Origin of the sequence: Streptosporangium sp. NPDC023825, from assembly GCF_040639575.1 — a bacterium.
Lineage (GTDB): Bacteria > Actinomycetota > Actinomycetes > Streptosporangiales > Streptosporangiaceae > Streptosporangium.
In genome coordinates this window covers 258,850-274,451 of record NZ_JBFAAE010000003.1, presented here as the reverse complement: position 1 = coordinate 274,451, position 15,602 = coordinate 258,850, and the positions used below count along the sequence as shown (strand labels likewise).

Sequence of the window (15,602 nt, the reverse complement as noted above, 5' to 3'; positions counted from 1 at the left end):
GGGCGGAAAGAATCAGCGGTAATAGTCGGGGTAGTCGGGCTCCTGGGCCCGGTGGTGGTTACCCCGCGAGCTTGCCCGGCCTCGTGCGTCGGAGCCGGTGGCCGCGGCCTCGGGGGCCGGCGCCGTGCCGTAGAGCTCGCCGTAGCTCGGCCAGCTCGCCGCGTCACTCCCGTGGGGAGTGCCGGGCTCCGGCCAGGCGGCCGGGCTGGCCGGGCTCGCCTGCCGGGGCTCGTAGCCGTATCCGCCCGGCGATCCGCTCGTCGCCCCGCCCCGCGGGTCGGCCGGACGGTCCGGGGTGGAGGAGAAGGTCCGGGAGGGGCCGGTCGAGGTGGAGACCGCCGGGCTCGGGCCGGTGATCGCGTCGTCCTCGATGGTGGCCCAGCCCGAGCTGACCTCGTACGAGCCGGCGGGCGGAGCGTTGTAGACCGGCGTCTGGTAGGAGGAGTAGGACGGGCCGGGGTCGTCGAGGATGTCGGCGGTGTTCGCCGCCGGCCAGCCCCCCGACGAGGGGTTCGTGGCCTGAGCCCACGGGTTGTCCGCCGGGTTGCCGGTCTTGGGCGGCTGCGCCGGGGCGCGGTAGGAGGCGGCGAGCGGGTCGGGAGCGGCCGCGGCGGGGAAGCCGCCGCTGGTCGTGGGCCCCATGGGGGGCATCGGAGCAGTGCCACTGACACTGCCGCCGGTCGTCGGGCCGGGACGGCCGCCGGTCGGGCCGGGACGGGCGCCGGGGGCACCGTTGCCGGCCGCCGGGGAGGCGGCGCCGCTGGGCCGGGAGCCCGCGCCGTTCGCCGCGGAGCCCGCGCCGCGGCGGGAGTAGGAGGTGCCGAGCGGGTCGTTCAGCGGGTCGGGCCGGGACGGGCCGCCCTGGGCGGACCGGGGCGAGCCGCCGTTGCCCTGGGCGGACTGGGCGGCCGGCTGAGAGGACGCCCTGTTGCCGCCGCGGCGGGAGCTCGCCCGGGCGGGGCGGGCCTCGCCGAAGGCGCCGGGAGTGGGAGCCGCGAAGGTCACGGTCTTCTGCTCGGCGAGCGAGGCGGCCGTGGGAGCCGGGTTCGGCTGGACCGGGCCCACCAGGTCGGAGAGACCGGAGGGCAGCGAGGCGGAGGCGACGGCCGGTTCGGCGGCGGGCCTGGCCGGTGGGGCCGAGGGGCGTTGCTGGGCGCCGCGGGACGGCTGGGGCCTGGTCGGCAGCGGAGCCTGCACGGTCACCGCGTCGGCGTCGACCTTCTGGTCGTCCTGCTCGACGGGACGGCTCGCGCCCATCCGCGCCGCCAAGGACCCTCCGAAACCGCCCTCGTCGGCCTGGAGCCGCGTCCAGTAGTCGTCGTCGTAGTCGTCCACCTGGCCGAACTCGTTCAGCCCGCGCTTGCCCCGCGAGCTCGGCGGCCGCGGCTGGCGTGGCGGCTTCGGCTCGTCGAACGGGGTCAGGTCGGGGGTGAAATGGTTCATCTTCGGTTCTCTGGTGGCGAAGTCGTCGCTGGACATGGTCGGAGTCAGCGCCTCCTTCTCCGCCATCTCCCGCAGACGCTCCGCGGGGAGTGCGCTCTCCCTGCGGTTCATCGACCGCATTCCCAGTGCCACGACGACGAGCACGAGGAGCACGACGGCGACCAGGCTTACTACGACCGCGATCATTGCACCACCCTCAAGGCCATGGCCTTACAGCGGCGCCGGTGAGGTCGCGCGGCCATCGACGCGACCTGCCCCCATGCATCACCTGCGCTTGGACATTGGATCTGATTGTGTCGGACCACTATGAGCGTTGTCACACCCTAAGTGAAGAATCGGTAACCATTACTACCTCCGGTGTTTGGCCAGTCACTCGATGTGCGCCGCGGTGAGCCGTCCCCAGGCGATCGTCTTGTCCGCGATGCTCTTCAAGGTCTTGTCGAGGAGGGTTCCCTTACGAAGCTCGACCTTGCCGTTCAGCGCGTAGACAGTGAAACGATAGTTCTCCTGGGTGTCGCACGGAGGGCTATAGCCCACCTTGCCACTCGTCGTGCTCCCTTCGACGGCTCCCACCGGGACGCTACCCTCCGGTAGCTCGTTAGTCCGCGGATCGATGCCGAAAACGACCCAGTTCACCTCGCCGCCGGTCCGGGAGTTGTTGTCCACCACGATCGCGACGGACTCCGTTCCCTCCGGCACGCGAGACCAGCGGAGCGGCGGGTTGCCGGCCGAGCCCTTGCACGAGTAGTCGGACGGCAGGGGGCCGCCGTCCCTGACCTGAGGGCTGGAGACGGCGATCGGCTCCAGCTGCAACCGTTCGGTCGAGGCCATGCCGTTCGCCATCCCGCAGCCCGAGGACATGACGACGAGCGCCGCGGCCACCGTCACCTTCGAGATGTGCCGCAGGCGGCGTGTAGACGTTTTCGGCTGCCCCATGCCCGATGATGCTACGCGGGTCTGGAAGATGTGCAGACCGGATCGCGAGGTTCTGCTGCGGGGAAAAAGCCGGAAATATGGGAAAATCGAGGGACGGAAGGGGTTGGAGTGACGTCCAAAACGAGTTTCGCCCGCCCCCCGGACCGCCGGGTCCGGGGCCTCAGTCACCGCCCAGTTCCCGGTAGGGCTTCCTGAGCAGATCGACGAGCGGGATGTGCCGCACCTTGACCGCGGGCGGCTCGAGAGCCCGCAGCAGCAGGTCTGCCGGGGCCCCGGTGACGTCGGGCCGGGGCCGCAGGCGGTTCAGGGAGACGGCGGGGGAGTAGAAGTCCCCGATCCGTTCCTGGAAGGACTGTTCCCCGAGGGACTGTTCCCCGAAGGTTCGTTTCCCGGAGGCCCGTTCGTCGGAGGTTCGTTCCCCGGAAGCTCGTTCCCCGGAGGTCCGCCCGTCCCGCGGCCTGCCGCCGGATCCGGTGCCGGCCATGTCAGCTCACCGCCCCGGGACCGAGCCGGAACAGCTCGCGCAGCTGGTCGGTGGACAGGTCGGCGATCCAGTCCTCGCCGGTGCCGACCACGCTCTGGGCGAGCGCCTTCTTGCGTTCGATCATCTCGTCGATCCGCTCCTCCAGCGTGTCAAGGCAGATGAACTTTCTGACCTGGACGTTCCTGGTCTGGCCGATCCGGAAGGCCCGGTCGGTCGCCTGGTCCTCGACGGCGGGGTTCCACCAGCGGTCCACGTGGACGACGTGGGTGGCGGCGGTGAGGTTCAGGCCGGTGCCGGCCGCCTTGAGCGACAGCAGGAACAGCATCGGCTCGTCGTCGTTCTGGAAGCGCTCCACCAGCGCGTCGCGCCTGCCCTTGGGCAGCCCGCCGTGCAGCCACAGCACCGGCCGGTCCAGGTGGGCGGCCAGGTAGGGCTGCAGCAGCGCGCCGAACGCGGCGTACTGGGTGAAGACCAGGGCCTTGTCGCCCTCCTCGACGATCTCCTCGGCCAGCTCCTCCAGCCGGGCCAGCTTCCCCGACCGGCCCGCCAGCCGCGAGCCGTCCCTCAGCAGCTGGGCCGGGTGGTTGCAGACCTGTTTGAGCTTCGTCATGGTCGCCAGCACGTTGCCACGCCGCTCGATGCCCGTGGAGGCGTCGATCTTTCCCAGCATCTCGCCGGCCACGGCCCTGTACAGCTCCGCCTGCTCCGGGGTGAGCGTGCACCAGACCTTCATCTCCTGCTTGTCCGGCAGGTCGGAGATGATCGAGCGGTCGGTCTTGAGCCGCCGCAGCACGAACGGGCCGGTGGCCCGCTTCAGCGCCGCGGTGGCGTCGGGGTCGCGCCGGGTCTCGATCGGCTCCTGGTAGCGGGTCCTGAACCGTCTGGCCGGGCCGAGCAGGCCGGGGTTGCAGAACTCCATGATCGACCAGAGCTCCGCCAGGTGGTTCTCCACCGGCGTGCCCGTCAGCGCCAGCCGGGTGCGGGCGGGAATGGACCGCACCGCCCTGGACTGCTGCGCCGAGCTGTTCTTGATCGCCTGCGCCTCGTCGCAGACCACCCGCTCCCACCCGAGTCCCGCGAGCGCCCCCAGGTCCCGCAGCGCGGTGCCGTACGTGGTGACCACCAGGTCGGCCTCACGCACGGCGGCGGCCAGCTCCTCGTCGCGCCTGCGCGCGCCGCCGTGGTGGACGTGGACGCGGAGCGACGGGGCGAATCTGGACGCCTCCTTCTGCCAGTTGCCGATCAGCGACATCGGGCAGACCAGCAGCGTCGGGGCGGGCGTGCCGGTCTCGCGCTCGGCCAGCAGGAGCGAGAGGGTCGAGATCGTCTTCCCGAGGCCCATGTCGTCGGCCAGGATGCCCCCCAGGCCGAGCCCGGACAGGAAGCTCAGCCAGGACAGGCCGCGCTCCTGGTAGGGGCGGAGGGATCCGCGCAGCGCCCGGGGCGTGGCGACCGGGGTGAGACGGCGGTCGGCCTCGCCGGAGAGAAGGTCGCCCAGCAGGCCGTCCGCGTCGACCGCGATCAGCGGCAGCCTCTCGTCGCCGCCCTCCACGACCTCGCGGATCACCTCGGCGACGGTCCTCTCGCCGCGGCCGCGCTGCTCGATCACCTTCAGGGCGGCCTTGACCTGCTGGTCGTCCAGCTCGACCCACCGGCCCTTGACCCGTACCAGGGGGATGCGGAGCCCGGCGAGATCGGCCAGCTCCTCCGCGCCGATCGTGTGGTCGCCGACGGCGACGTCCAGCCGGACGCTCACCCTCCCGCCGAGGCCGAACCCCCCGCCCTCGCCGTCGCCGGTGAGCGTGCGGGTGGTCAGCTTCAGGCCCAGCCCCTGCCGTCCGGCCCAGGCCGGCAGCCGCACGCCGTATCCCGCCGCCCTGAGCACGGGCGCGCCGTTGCGGAGGAACGAGAACGCCCACGCCGTCTCGACCGTCAGGGCGACCGGCTCGGGTGCGCGCAAAGCGACGTAGAGGTCGGGATGAAGGCGTACGGCCCGGCCGAGGTCGGCGCGGATCAGCTCCTCGGGCCGCTCGGGCAGCCACGGCGCCCGCTCACCGGCCCGGATCCGCTCGGCCGAAAGGTACCGGGCGGGCCCGCTGTCCGCACGCCCCCGGCCGGTCCCGCCGTCCTCGCCGCTCCCGCCGCCTTCGCGTTCCCGATCTCCCGGGAGCTCCCCGCCGCCTTCGCGTTCCGGGCCTCCCGGGCGCTCTTCGCCGCCTTCGCGTCCCCCGCCGGGGACGGCGTCCAGGTCGTCCGCCGGGGCCAGGCCGAACTCGACCCTCCAGGAGTCGCCGTCGCCGGCGGGTTCGATCAGCCGGAAGCAGACCCTGACCGGCCCGCCCAGCTCGTGTGCCGACCTGAGCCAGCCGGTCAGGGCCTCGCCGAGCGCCGTGACCTCGTCCTGTCTCGCACCGGGGAGCGAGGCGTCCTCGCCGGTCAGCGCGTACAGCCAGCGGTCGGGCAGGGCGGTCTTGGGGCCGGGACGGTTGCCGAGGATCAGGCGGCCGGGCAGCGACAGCCGCGCCGCGCCGTCGACCAGGTCGTCCAGAGCCTCGCCCAGCACCTCTCCCGCCGGTCTCTCGCGCACCGCCGCCCTGCACACCGGCGGCATCGCGGCGGCGAGACCTGGCAGCGCGGCCAGGTCGGCGCCGGTCAGCACCGGGCGCCAGCGGGCCGCGTGGACGCCGCCCTCGAAGGCGAGCTGGGGCAGGATCCGGCCGCGCCGGACCAGGCCGCGAGCGTGCTCGGCGACCACCGCGAGGTAGCGCAGTGAGAGGGCGGGCTCCCACGCGAGATCCTCGGTCCCGCCCCCGCTCCCGGCGGTGGGACCGGCGGGGACGGGGCCGAGGCCCGACAGCGAGCCGAGCAGGCCGAGCGCGCCGGCCGGACGGAACAGCAGGGCGGGGACCCGCCAGGCGGAGATCTTCGGATTCCGGGCCCGGCTCGCCAGGCCGGACTCGGGAGAGGGCAGCGGGCCCGAGGCCGAACCGGGGAGCAGGACGACCAGCTCCCCCTCGACGGCCGTGGCGCTCGCCGGGGTCGCGATGTCCCCGGCGTTCGTGACACCTGGGACGCGCGCGGCGGAGGGGACGCCCGTGGCGGCAGGGATGCCCGCGGCGACCCCCTGGAGGCCCGTACCGCCCCCGCGGCCCCCGCCCGCACCTCGGGGGAGGGCCCCACCCGAAACTTCGCTTAGCGCCTCATTCACGGCTTCTTTTGATAAATCACCCAAAATGCCACCGAGGGCGGCGGCCAGCGCGGTCGTGGACGCCGCGAAGGGGTGCGGGCGCAGGGCCGCGCGGGAGACAGACGTGGGGGTCTGGGCGGTGTCCTCCGCCCAGACCCCCATGAACCCGTCCACCCACACGCCATGGACCACGAGCACGCGACCACCCCTAGTTCTCCGTCGTGCAGCGGGCGTCACCCCCGAGCCCGGCCTGCCGACAGACTAGACGTGGCTGCGGAATGCCCGGATCGCCAGCGGGGCGAAGACCACGGCGAAACCAGCGGCCCAGAGCAGCGAGAAGAAGGTCGCCTGGCCGACGTCGCCGCCGATGAGCAGACCGCGGATGGCGTCCGCCAGGTGCGTGACGGGATTGATGTCCGACCAGGTCTTCAGCCAGGACGGGAAGGTGGCGGAGGGCACCAGCGCGCTGCTGGTGAAGGTGAGCGGCATCATCGTGGAGAAGGAGATCATCTGCACCTTCTCGGGGCTGGAGGCCTTCAGGCCGATCAGCACCGACATCCAGGACATCGCCAGGGCGACCACGACCAGCAGGGCCAGCGCACCCAGCAGGCCGAAGACGCTGGTGGTCACCCGGAAGCCCAGCACCATGCCGAAACCGATCAGCAGGGCGAACGCCCACACCTGCTTGACGGTGTCGGCGATGATGCGCCCCGACAGGGGCGCGGTGCGGGCGATGGGCAGGCTGCGCAGCCGGTCGAAGACGCCCTTGGTGATGTCGGTGTTGAGACCGATCGCGGTGGACAGCGTGTAGAACAGGGCGTTCTGCACGAGCAGGCCGGGCAGGGCGAACTGCAGGTAGTCGCCGGTGGATCCGGAGATGGCGCCACCGAAGACGTAGGTGAACAGCAGCAGGAACATGATGGGCTGGATGCTCAGATCCAGCAGCTCCCACGGGTTGTGCTTGATCTGGACCAGGCTGCGCCAGGCCAGTGTCGTGGTCTGCTGCAGCGTGGCCAGGGGAGTGACGCGCTTGGCGGCCACCTGCGGGATGGTCGTCGTCAGCGTGGTCATGCGAAGGCCTCTTCTTTCCGGGGGGTGCCCTCGTCGTCGGGGGCGCTCTCGTCGTCCGGCAGGCGGCCGGTGAGGGACAGGAAGACCTCGTCCAGGCTGGACTTGCGCAGCGCGAGCTCCGAGGCGATGACGCCCTGGTCGTCGAGGAGGCGCACGATCGCGGGGACGACGGCGGGGTCGTGGACGGGGGCGGTGGCCCTGCCCCCGCCGAGGTCGGGCGCCTCGCCCAGCACGTCGGCCATGATCTTGCCCACCAGGTCGAGGTGCTCGGCCCGCAGGGGGCGCACCTCCAGGACCTGGGCACCGGTGGTCGCCTTGAGCTGGTCGGAGGTGCCGGAGGCGATGACCTTGCCGTGGTCGAAGACGACGATGTCGTCGGCGAGCTGGTCGGCCTCCTCCAGATACTGGGTGGTGAGCAGCACCGTGACGCCGTCGGCCATCAGGCCGCGCACCACGCTCCACAGGTCGGTGCGGCTGCGCGGGTCGAGCCCGGTGGTGGGCTCGTCGAGGAAGAGCACCTGGGGACGGCCGACCAGGCTGGCGGCCAGGTCGAGGCGGCGGCGCATGCCGCCGGAGTAGGTCTTGGTGGCGCGCCCTCCGGCGTCGGACAGGTCGAAGCGCTTCAGCAGCTCGCTCGCGCGTGCCCGGGAGTCGGCACGGGTCATGCCCAGCAGGCGGCCGATCATCATCAGGTTCTCGACGCCGGTGAGCATCTCGTCGACGGCGGCGTACTGGCCCGTCAGGCCGATCAGCGAGCGCACCTGGTGTGCCTGGCGGATCACGTCGTAGCCGCCGACGCTGGCGGTGCCGGCGTCGGGACGCAGCAGGGTCGCCAGGATGCGCACCGCGGTGGTCTTGCCCGCCCCGTTGGGGCCCAGGACGCCCAGCAGCCGCCCCTGTGGCACGACGAGATCCACCCCGTCCAGCGCGCGGGTCTCCCCGTAGCGCTTCACCAGGCCCTCGGCCTGGATCGCATAGGTCATCGTCCGCACCTCTCAGAAATCATCGGACCTCCAGCATGCACTGCGGCACCGACACTTTTTGGGCCTCGGCTGGGGCGGACATGAGGAAACCCTGATTGATCGCCGGGGAACGGCCGGCGGGAGACGTCCTGCCGAGGCGCCCGTTTCCGGGCCCGCCTGGCCGCCCTCCCCCCGCCCGGAGGAGTCCCTACCGTGACGCGGCCGGAACGCCCCGCCGGGACAAGAGCGTTTAGGCTGACAGCGTGAGCGACCGAGCCGATGAGCACAGTGCCGCCTCCGAGGAGGCCAAGGCGGCCAAGGCGGCCAAGACGGCCAAGGCGGCCGATCTGCCGGGTGAGCGCCGCGCCGGCGTTCCCGGGCGCACCGGCGTCTCCCTGCGCGCCCCCGCCAACCCGGTCTCCCGCAAGGCCATCGTGCTGTGGTTGCTGGAGGGGCTGTTCTGGTCCGTTCTCCTGGCCGGGGGTTCCTTCTTCCTGGCCGGGTGGATCGACGAGGACCCGTGGTCCTGGCTGCCGGGCTGGGCGCTCGACAACATCCGGTGGCTGCCGTGGCTGGTGGTGCTGCTCCTGGTCCCCGGCACGCTCATCGAGCCGTTCTGGCGGTACGCCGTGCACCGGTGGGAGCTCAGCGGGGACGTCGTCTACGCCCGTTCGGGGTGGCTCAGCAGGGAATGGGTGTTCGTCCCCGTCAGCAGGATCCAGACGGTCGACAAGGCACAGGGCTGGTTCGAGCGCCTGCTGGGCCTGGCCACGGTCGAGATCCGCACCGCCTCCCACGCGGGCTCGTCCACCATCAAGGGTCTTGAGTACGAGGTCGCCGCCGAGCTGGCCGAGAGCCTCGCCCGCCGTGCGGAAGAGCTCAGGGACGACGCGACATGACCGAATCCTCCTCCGACTCCAGCCGTCCACCGGCCGCACACGTGCCTGACGGGCATCCGCCGGCCGGCTCCGACCCGCAGGCCGGGCCGGCCGGTCCCCCTGCGGGCGCGTGGGCCGCCCCCGACGGCGGTGCCCCGGGTTCCCCCGGCGGCGTGCCGGGCCACCCGCCCGTCCAGGGCGGTGACGGGCCGGGTCTCCCGCGTGTGCCCGGCGGTGACGGGCCGGGTCTCCCGCATGCGCACGGCGGTGACGTGGCCGGTGCGGGAGCCGTACCGGAAGGGGTCCGGGTTCCGCCCGGTACGGAGGGGACGGGAGGCGTGCCGGCGGAGAGGACGCCGACGGAGAGGCCCCTGCGGCTCAGCCCGAAGGTGCTGCTGACCGATCCGATCAGGATGCTGCCCTCGCTCCTCCTGCCGCTGGCCGGTGTCCTGTTCCTCGGCGGTTTCTCCCTCGGGTCGTTCGGATGGGCGGCCACGGCCGTCGTCGGCTCCGTCGTGTTCGCGGCCGTGCGCTGGGTCACCTTCACCTACCAGATCGTCGGCGACAGGCTGGAACTCACCCGGTCACTGATCAGCAGGTCGGTGCGGACGATCCCGCTGGAGCGGATCCGCGGCGTCGACGTCAGCGCCCCGCCGCTGCACCGCCTGCTCGGCATCGCCGTCCTGCGGATCGACACCGGCGCGGGCGGGGACGAGAAGCAGGAGGGCGAGCTCGACGGGGTCACCGTCGAGGAGGGGGAGCGGCTCAAGGCCGTGCTGCTCTGGCACGCGCGCGCCCGGACGGCGAGACGTGTCCAGGCGCGCGGGGCGGCTTCGGCGGCCGGGGCCGCCTCCGGTCCCACCGAGCTCACCGCCGGTGCGTCCGGCACGTCCGGCGTGCCCGCCGGGTCGCGGAGGGGAGCCGCCGGATCCTCCACCCGCCACGAGGTGGGCGACACGACCCCCGACCGGGTGTTCTTCGTGATGCCGAGGAAGTGGCTCGCGTACGGCCCCCTCTCCGGCGCCTACCTGCTGACCCCGTTCGCGCTGGTGGCCGGTGCCGTGGGCCTGGCGTTCCAGTGGGGCAGCGAGTTCAGGATCGACAGGCGGGTCGTGGTGGGCGCGGGGGAGTGGATCTGGCAGCACCCGCCCCTGCTCATCGCGGCCGCGGTGCTGCTGGTCCTGGCCATGCCGGTGATCGCTGTGATCATGTACGCGGTGTTCAACTGGGACTTCACCCTCCGCGCCGGCGAGGGATACCTGATCGCCGGGCGCGGTCTGATCACGCGCAGGAGCGTGTCGCTGGAGCGGCGCAGGGTGCGGGGGTTCGAGTTCGTCGAGGGACCGGCCGAGCGCCGGGCGGGGCTCGGCCGCGCGTGGGCGATCGTGACCGGTCTCGGCGACTCGGAGACCCGGGGCCAGCTGATGCCCGTGGCCCCGAGGGACGTCGTGCTCGGCGTGGTGGGCGAGGCGATCGGCCCGATCGCCGCCGGGCTGCGGCCGCACCCGCCGGCGGCGCGCAGGCGCAGGCTGTTCCGGGCGATCTTCCCGTGGTCGGTGATCGCCGCCTGCACGGTGCCGGCCGCCCTGCTGTGGTCCGGGCTCTGGTGGGCGCTCGCGGCGCCCGCCCTGCTCCTCGCGCTGCTGGGCGTACCACTCGGCCTCGACCGGTACCGGTCCCTCGGCCACACGTACGACGGGAGCCGCCTGTCGGTCCGGTCGGGGTCGCTGCGACGCTCCCAGGCGGTGGTGGAGGAGCGGGCCGTGGTCGGCTGGACCCTGAGCCAGACCTGGTTCCAGCGCCGCGCCGGCCTGCTGACCGTGACCGCGGGCGTGGGGGCGGGCACCGGCGGCTACGCGGCCCTCGACGTCGGCGAGGCCGAGGGGCCCGCCTTCGCCGCCGAGGTCACCCCCGCCTGGCTCGCCCCGTTCCTCACCCCGGACGCCTCCACCGCTCCTGACGTCCCCACCGCTCCGGACGCCGCCGGGGGCGGCTGACATACGACGAGGCGGGGACGACCGGTGTCCCGGTCACCCCCGCCTGACGCGGTGCTGTCAGTCCTGGCGGCGAGCGCCGAACATGATCTCGTCCCAGGTGGGCACGGAAGCGCGCCGTCCCCGGGACTTCTTGGCAGGCCGCGCCGGAGCCGGTGCCGGCTTCGGCGGCTCCGCGGGCTTCTCCGCCGCGGGCTTTTCGACCTTGGTCTCCTGCATTGCCCCCGTGTCCCCCTGTGTCTCTTGCCTGCCCGGCTCGGCCTTGGCCCGCTCGTCCACGCTGACGCGCGCCGCCGGTACAGCTATCGAACCCTCCTGGGCCGATCCGGTCTCCGGCGCGGGTTCGGAGGCGGGGGTCTCCTTCGCCGCGACGGTCTTCTCCGCTTTCGCGGAAGCCTGCTCGACGGTCTTCCCGGCGGCGGGGGATCGCCGGTCGGAGGGGCCGGACGGGACGGCGGCCGGAGCGGGCTCGGCCGGCTCGGGTGTGGCCGCCGCGGGGGGCGGCGAGGGCTTCGCGACCTCGGCGACCTCCGGAGTCTTCACGACCTCTGGAGTCTTCACGACCTCCGGGGTCTTCGCCGCCTCCGGCGCCCGCACGACCTCCGGCGCCTTCGCCGCCGCGGGCTCGGCCACGGGCTCCGGCCCGGTGACCGCCTCCCCGGGGGGAGTGGCCGGTCCGGGCTCGGGAGACGGCTCCCGCGCAACGACCTGTTCCCCCTCGGCGGGTCCGTGCGCGGCGGGCGCCGGTTCCTGCGCGGTCACCGCGGGCGGTCCGGCCACCGTCGCGGCGGGCTGCGGCGCCGGGACGGGCCGCGGCTCGACGGGCGCCGGGGGCTCCGGCTCCGGGGCGGTGATCTGCTCGTACGCGGCCGGTGTGACCGGCTCGTACGCGGCCGGCTCGTACGTGACGGGCTCGTGCGCGGCCGGGGTGGCCGGCTCGTACGGGGGCGGGTACGGGGCGAGGGGTTCGGGCAGCACGGGCTCGGGGGGCCTGACCCGCGTGACGGGATCGGCACCCTGGGCCGCGGGGGAGGCGGGCTCGGCGGCCCTTTCCGGCTGGTGTCCGGCCGGGTCGGGAGCGCGCAGCGGCGGCACCGACACCCTCGGCGCCTCGTATCCGGCGGGGAGCGGGGGCATGGGCGGCTGCTGGTAGGCGGCCGGGGCAGCGGGGGGCGCCGAGGGCGCCGAGGGTGCCGAGGGCTCAGCCTGGGCGTATGCGGGCCGGGGCTGGACCGGGGCCTCGTGCCGCAGGACCGAGGGGAAGGCCACCGGCGGCTGGTTCAGCGGCTCGGGTGCCAGCGGCGGCACCGGCGCGAGCTTGGCCACGCGCGGAACGAACGGCGTGACCGTGGTGTCCTCGAACGATTCGACGTCCTCGCCGCTGGACAGCCGCAGGGCCTCGTCGTCGTGGGGCGTGATGTGGCGCCGGCGCGGGTCGAAGAGCCACTCGGCGTTGCGCGTGTGACCGTTCCACACGAAACCGAGCTTGATGCGCCACATGTTGTCGTCCCGCTTGGCGGAGTCCCACTCGATCTCGTCGGCGGGGACGCCGCGGCGGGTCAGCCGCTCGGCGACCAGGTCGCCGAGGGTGGGACCGGGAGCGGAGTCGCCGGGCAGGCGTACGGCGCAGCGCTGCGCCTGCTGTGCCATGTACTCACGTTCCTGGAGCACGGGGCCCTCGAACCACCGCACGCGCTCGACCGGGATTCCCGCCGTGTTGGCGATCTCCTCCGCGGTCTCGCCGGCACGGATCCGGGCCTGGATCTCCTTGGGGCGCAACGGACTCTCCACTTCGATCTCGTACTGGCCGAGACGGGAGAAGTTGCCGCGGACGGCAGCACGGAGCCGGTCGTCGACGGGCAGCGTGAACCGGGTTCCCCGGCCGGCTGTCGCCAGCACGAGATAGGTCCCGTCCTCACTTACCGCGACGAGTCGGAGCTCCTGCATGCGAGTCCCTTCGTCGTCGTGCTCAATCTTCCCCCGGACCCTTGAGTCTCTCGCGTGTGCCGGTTGCCTGCCAGCACCGTACCCGGCATGTCCGAACATCGCCTTCCTGGATGGGGCTCGCAGCGATGTGACGCCGGTCACATTTGCTCCATTCATCTAATTACAGGGCACCGGTCTGGAGCAGCAACTTCGGGGTCCTCAAGGGATTCTCACGGATAACACCGGGAACCGCTGCGGACTTCCACCAAGAACCGGGAGATGGCGGTGAGGCCGGTCCGCCGGTCCAGGATGGGTATGCCGCGATTGCGGCGGTATGCGGAGGCCGGTCGTCGCGGTCCGTGACGACGGGACGCGGCGACGGCTGACATGGACGGCGGGAGAAGGTCATCTCCAGCGGACTCCCTCGGGGTCGAACGGCACGGGCGTCTGCGAATCTGCCCCTCGTGCGCGCCCGGGGAACGGCGGGACACGCGGACGCGTCACTCTTCGAGCGAGCCTTTGCGCCACCCTTTACCGAAAGCTGGTGAGAAGCGGTCGATTCGGGGGAACGGTGCGCGGTCCGGGGACCGTGCGGCAGGGGGGCCGCAGGGCGCCGTCCCTCAGCCCAGGACGGTGTCGAGGTGGTCGTTGGCGAAGGTGCGACCCGGGTCAAGAACATCCCGTACCGCCAGGAAGTCAGCGAAACGGGGATAGACCTGTGCCAGGTAGGCCGCGCCGCGGGTGTGCAGCTTGCCCCAGTGCGGCCGGCCGCCGAGCCTCGTCATGATCTCCTCGACGCCCTCGAAGTAGGCCGGGTTCGGTGTCGGCCGGTAGACGTGGCAGGCGAGATAGGCCGAGTCCCTGCCGTAGGCGGTGGACAGCCAGGCGTCCGAGGCCGGGGTGACCCGCACCTCGATCGGGAAGCTGATCTTCCAGTCCCGTCGTTCCAGCAGGTCGCGGACCTCGCGGAGGGCCTGGCCGAGGTGCTCGCGCGAGATGGCGTACTCCATCTCCAGGAAGCGCACCTCCCGCACGCTCGTGAAGACCCGGTGCGAAGCGTCGGTGTGGGCCGAGGCCGACAGCGTCGCGGCCGAGAGCGCGTTGAGCCGGGGGATGGCGCCCGGGTATCGTCCGCCGACCCCGCACAGCGCGCCGAACAGGGTGTTCTCCATGAAGTGGTTGTCGAGCCAGTGCTTCAGCGCGGCCGGGGGCCGGGCCGGGCCGGGGCTGCGGTTGTTGCGCTTGGTCAGGCAGGTGTCGGTGTGCGGCAGCCAGAAGAAGTCGAGGTGCTCGTTGCCGGCCACGAGCGCGTCGAGGGAGCCGAGGATCGCGGTCAGCGTCATCGGCTCCCGGACGCTGTGCAGCAGGAAGGCCGGCTCCACCCGGAAGGTCACCGCGGTCACCACGCCGAGCGCGCCCAGGCTCACCCTGGCGGCGTCGAACAGGTCCCGCTCGGCCACCCCGCGGATCTTCCCGTCGCCGTCGCCGCGGACCGTGACGATCTCCCCGTCGGCGAGCACCATCTCCAGCGCCAGCACCTGGTCGGCCATCCCGCCGACGTCCCTGCCGGTGCCGTGGGTGCCGGTCTGGATGGCCCCGGCCACGGTCTGGGCGTCGATGTCGCCCATGTTGGCCAGGGCCAGGCCCATCCGGTGCAGCTCCCGGTTGAGCTCGCCGACCGTCGTCCCGGCCTCGGCCGTCACCCAGCCGTCGCCGGTCTCGCGGATCCCGGTCAGCGCGCCGGGGCGCAGCAGGAGGCCGTCGGTGATCGCCACCGGGGTGAACGAGTGGCCGGTGCCGGTCATGCGTACCCGGCGGCCCGCCGCGGCGGCGTCCCGCACGGCCCGCGCGACCTCCTCGGCGGAGGCGGGCGCGCGGACCTCCGCGGGGGTGGCGGACTGGTTCCGGGCCCAGTTGCGGAAGGTCTCGCCCATGGTCACTCCTGCTCCGCGGGCGGCACCCCGCCGTCCGGGGACGCCGACGCCCCGCTCGTGGGGGAGTCCCGCCCGGGATCAGGTGGATCGCCGCCGGTTCACGTTCGTGTGGTTCGCCAGCGAATATGAACGATACTCACGACCACTGCCGGGCGACAGGGGTTCGCAGCCGGGCGGGACCGCCGACGCCGATCGTCACGGCCGGCAGGGCCCGGGCGAAGGAGAACGCCGTGCGGGGCCTCCCCGAGCCGGCCGTCAGGTGCGACCGGCGGGCGCGCACGAGCGGGCCGGGCGCGGTCGCGCCGGCCGCGACGCCGGTGGCGAAGAGCGTCCGGCGGGGGCGCCGTGGTGGGCGCGGAGCATCATGCCGGTCAGCGTGGCGCCGTGCGTCAGGGTGGGCGGGATGGCTACTCTGGCCTGGCCGGACCTGTCCACCAGGCGCCCCGGCGGCGGGGCCGCGACAGGCCCCGGCAGCGGGGCCGGCCGCGGGGCCGCGACGGCCAAGGAGACGCCGGCGACGGCCGCGACCGCGCCCGCCGTCGCGTAGGAGCCGGTGAGCGCCTTGATGAGCAGAATGACGCCGATGCCGGGCATCGACATGGGTATCCGCCCGAAGAGTCCCGCGGCGACGAAACCCCTGACGCCGGGCGTGCTGGAGAGCCCCCGGTACGGCCCGGCCACCGATCGTCTCCTTGCCGCCCCGCGCGCGTGGAACGGGCCGACGATTTCGCACAGAACCGCCGACCGGCACGTGATTTTCCGGGCAACGGCTCACGACACGGTCCGT

Annotated in this window: 11 protein-coding genes; 2 read left to right on the top strand and 9 right to left on the bottom strand. The window is 73.1% G+C overall.

From position 1 onward, the window contains the following. Positions 1-12 precede the first annotated feature (12 nt). From AB0G15_RS04455 to AB0G15_RS04430, 6 genes are all read right to left on the bottom strand, one after another. Positions 13-1,629, bottom strand: coding sequence for a hypothetical protein (locus AB0G15_RS04455; protein ID WP_362835226.1), 1,617 nt, complete (start codon positions 1,627-1,629; stop codon positions 13-15). A gap of 183 nt (positions 1,630-1,812) precedes the next feature. Continuing rightward, the gene (locus AB0G15_RS04450; RefSeq protein WP_362835224.1) at positions 1,813-2,379 is read right to left on the bottom strand and encodes a YbhB/YbcL family Raf kinase inhibitor-like protein; all 567 of its coding nucleotides are present in this window, start codon (positions 2,377-2,379) and stop codon (positions 1,813-1,815) included. Between the two features lie 164 nt (positions 2,380-2,543). Further along, the gene (locus AB0G15_RS04445) at positions 2,544-2,849 is read right to left on the bottom strand and encodes a pentapeptide repeat-containing protein (RefSeq protein ID WP_362835324.1); all 306 of its coding nucleotides are present in this window, start codon (positions 2,847-2,849) and stop codon (positions 2,544-2,546) included. A gap of 15 nt (positions 2,850-2,864) precedes the next feature. Then, entirely contained in the window at positions 2,865-6,248 is a 3,384-nt protein-coding gene (locus tag AB0G15_RS04440) for a DEAD/DEAH box helicase (RefSeq protein ID WP_362835222.1), read from the bottom strand. A gap of 63 nt (positions 6,249-6,311) precedes the next feature. Continuing rightward, positions 6,312-7,121 (bottom strand): ABC transporter permease, encoded by an 810-nt coding sequence (locus AB0G15_RS04435; protein WP_362835220.1) that lies wholly within the window; start codon positions 7,119-7,121, stop codon positions 6,312-6,314. Further along, entirely contained in the window at positions 7,118-8,104 is a 987-nt protein-coding gene (locus tag AB0G15_RS04430) for an ATP-binding cassette domain-containing protein (RefSeq protein ID WP_362835218.1), read from the bottom strand. Before AB0G15_RS04430 ends, AB0G15_RS04435 begins: the two co-directional genes overlap by 4 nt. A 242-nt stretch (positions 8,105-8,346) precedes the next feature. Here AB0G15_RS04430 and AB0G15_RS04425 point away from each other — a divergent pair, with 242 nt between their 5' ends. Both AB0G15_RS04425 and AB0G15_RS04420 read left to right on the top strand, forming a co-directional pair. Beyond that, positions 8,347-8,982 (top strand): PH domain-containing protein, encoded by a 636-nt coding sequence (locus AB0G15_RS04425; protein ID WP_362835216.1) that lies wholly within the window; start codon positions 8,347-8,349, stop codon positions 8,980-8,982. Positions 8,983-9,299: 317 nt separating this feature from the next. Beyond that, on the top strand, positions 9,300-10,958 hold the full coding sequence (locus AB0G15_RS04420) for a PH domain-containing protein (RefSeq protein WP_362835214.1): 1,659 nt from the start codon (positions 9,300-9,302) through the stop codon (positions 10,956-10,958). A gap of 57 nt (positions 10,959-11,015) precedes the next feature. Here the strand turns inward: AB0G15_RS04420 and sepH are convergent, their stop codons facing one another. The 3 genes from sepH to AB0G15_RS04405 form a co-directional block, all read right to left on the bottom strand. Beyond that, the gene (sepH, locus tag AB0G15_RS04415; protein WP_362835212.1) at positions 11,016-12,902 is read right to left on the bottom strand and encodes a septation protein SepH; all 1,887 of its coding nucleotides are present in this window, start codon (positions 12,900-12,902) and stop codon (positions 11,016-11,018) included. A 599-nt stretch (positions 12,903-13,501) separates the two neighbouring features. Next, complete coding sequence (locus AB0G15_RS04410) at positions 13,502-14,815, bottom strand: D-arabinono-1,4-lactone oxidase (protein ID WP_362835210.1); 1,314 nt, start codon at positions 14,813-14,815, stop codon at positions 13,502-13,504. Positions 14,816-15,070: 255 nt separating this feature from the next. Next, complete coding sequence (locus AB0G15_RS04405) at positions 15,071-15,496, bottom strand: hypothetical protein (RefSeq protein WP_362835208.1); 426 nt, start codon at positions 15,494-15,496, stop codon at positions 15,071-15,073. Positions 15,497-15,602: the final 106 nt, after the last annotated feature.

Bases quoted from the DNA above. Each gene is read 5' to 3' on its own strand.
- sepH (WP_362835212.1), bottom strand. From the start codon at position 12,902: ATGCAGGAGCTCCGACTCGTCGCGGTAAGTGAGGACGGGACCTATCTC.
- AB0G15_RS04435 (WP_362835220.1), bottom strand. From the start codon at position 7,121: ATGACCACGCTGACGACGACCATCCCGCAGGTGGCCGCCAAGCGCGTC.
- AB0G15_RS04455 (WP_362835226.1), bottom strand. From the start codon at position 1,629: ATGATCGCGGTCGTAGTAAGCCTGGTCGCCGTCGTGCTCCTCGTGCTC.
- AB0G15_RS04430 (WP_362835218.1), bottom strand. From the start codon at position 8,104: ATGACCTATGCGATCCAGGCCGAGGGCCTGGTGAAGCGCTACGGGGAG.
- AB0G15_RS04410 (WP_362835210.1), bottom strand. From the start codon at position 14,815: ATGGGCGAGACCTTCCGCAACTGGGCCCGGAACCAGTCCGCCACCCCC.
- AB0G15_RS04450 (WP_362835224.1), bottom strand. From the start codon at position 2,379: ATGGGGCAGCCGAAAACGTCTACACGCCGCCTGCGGCACATCTCGAAG.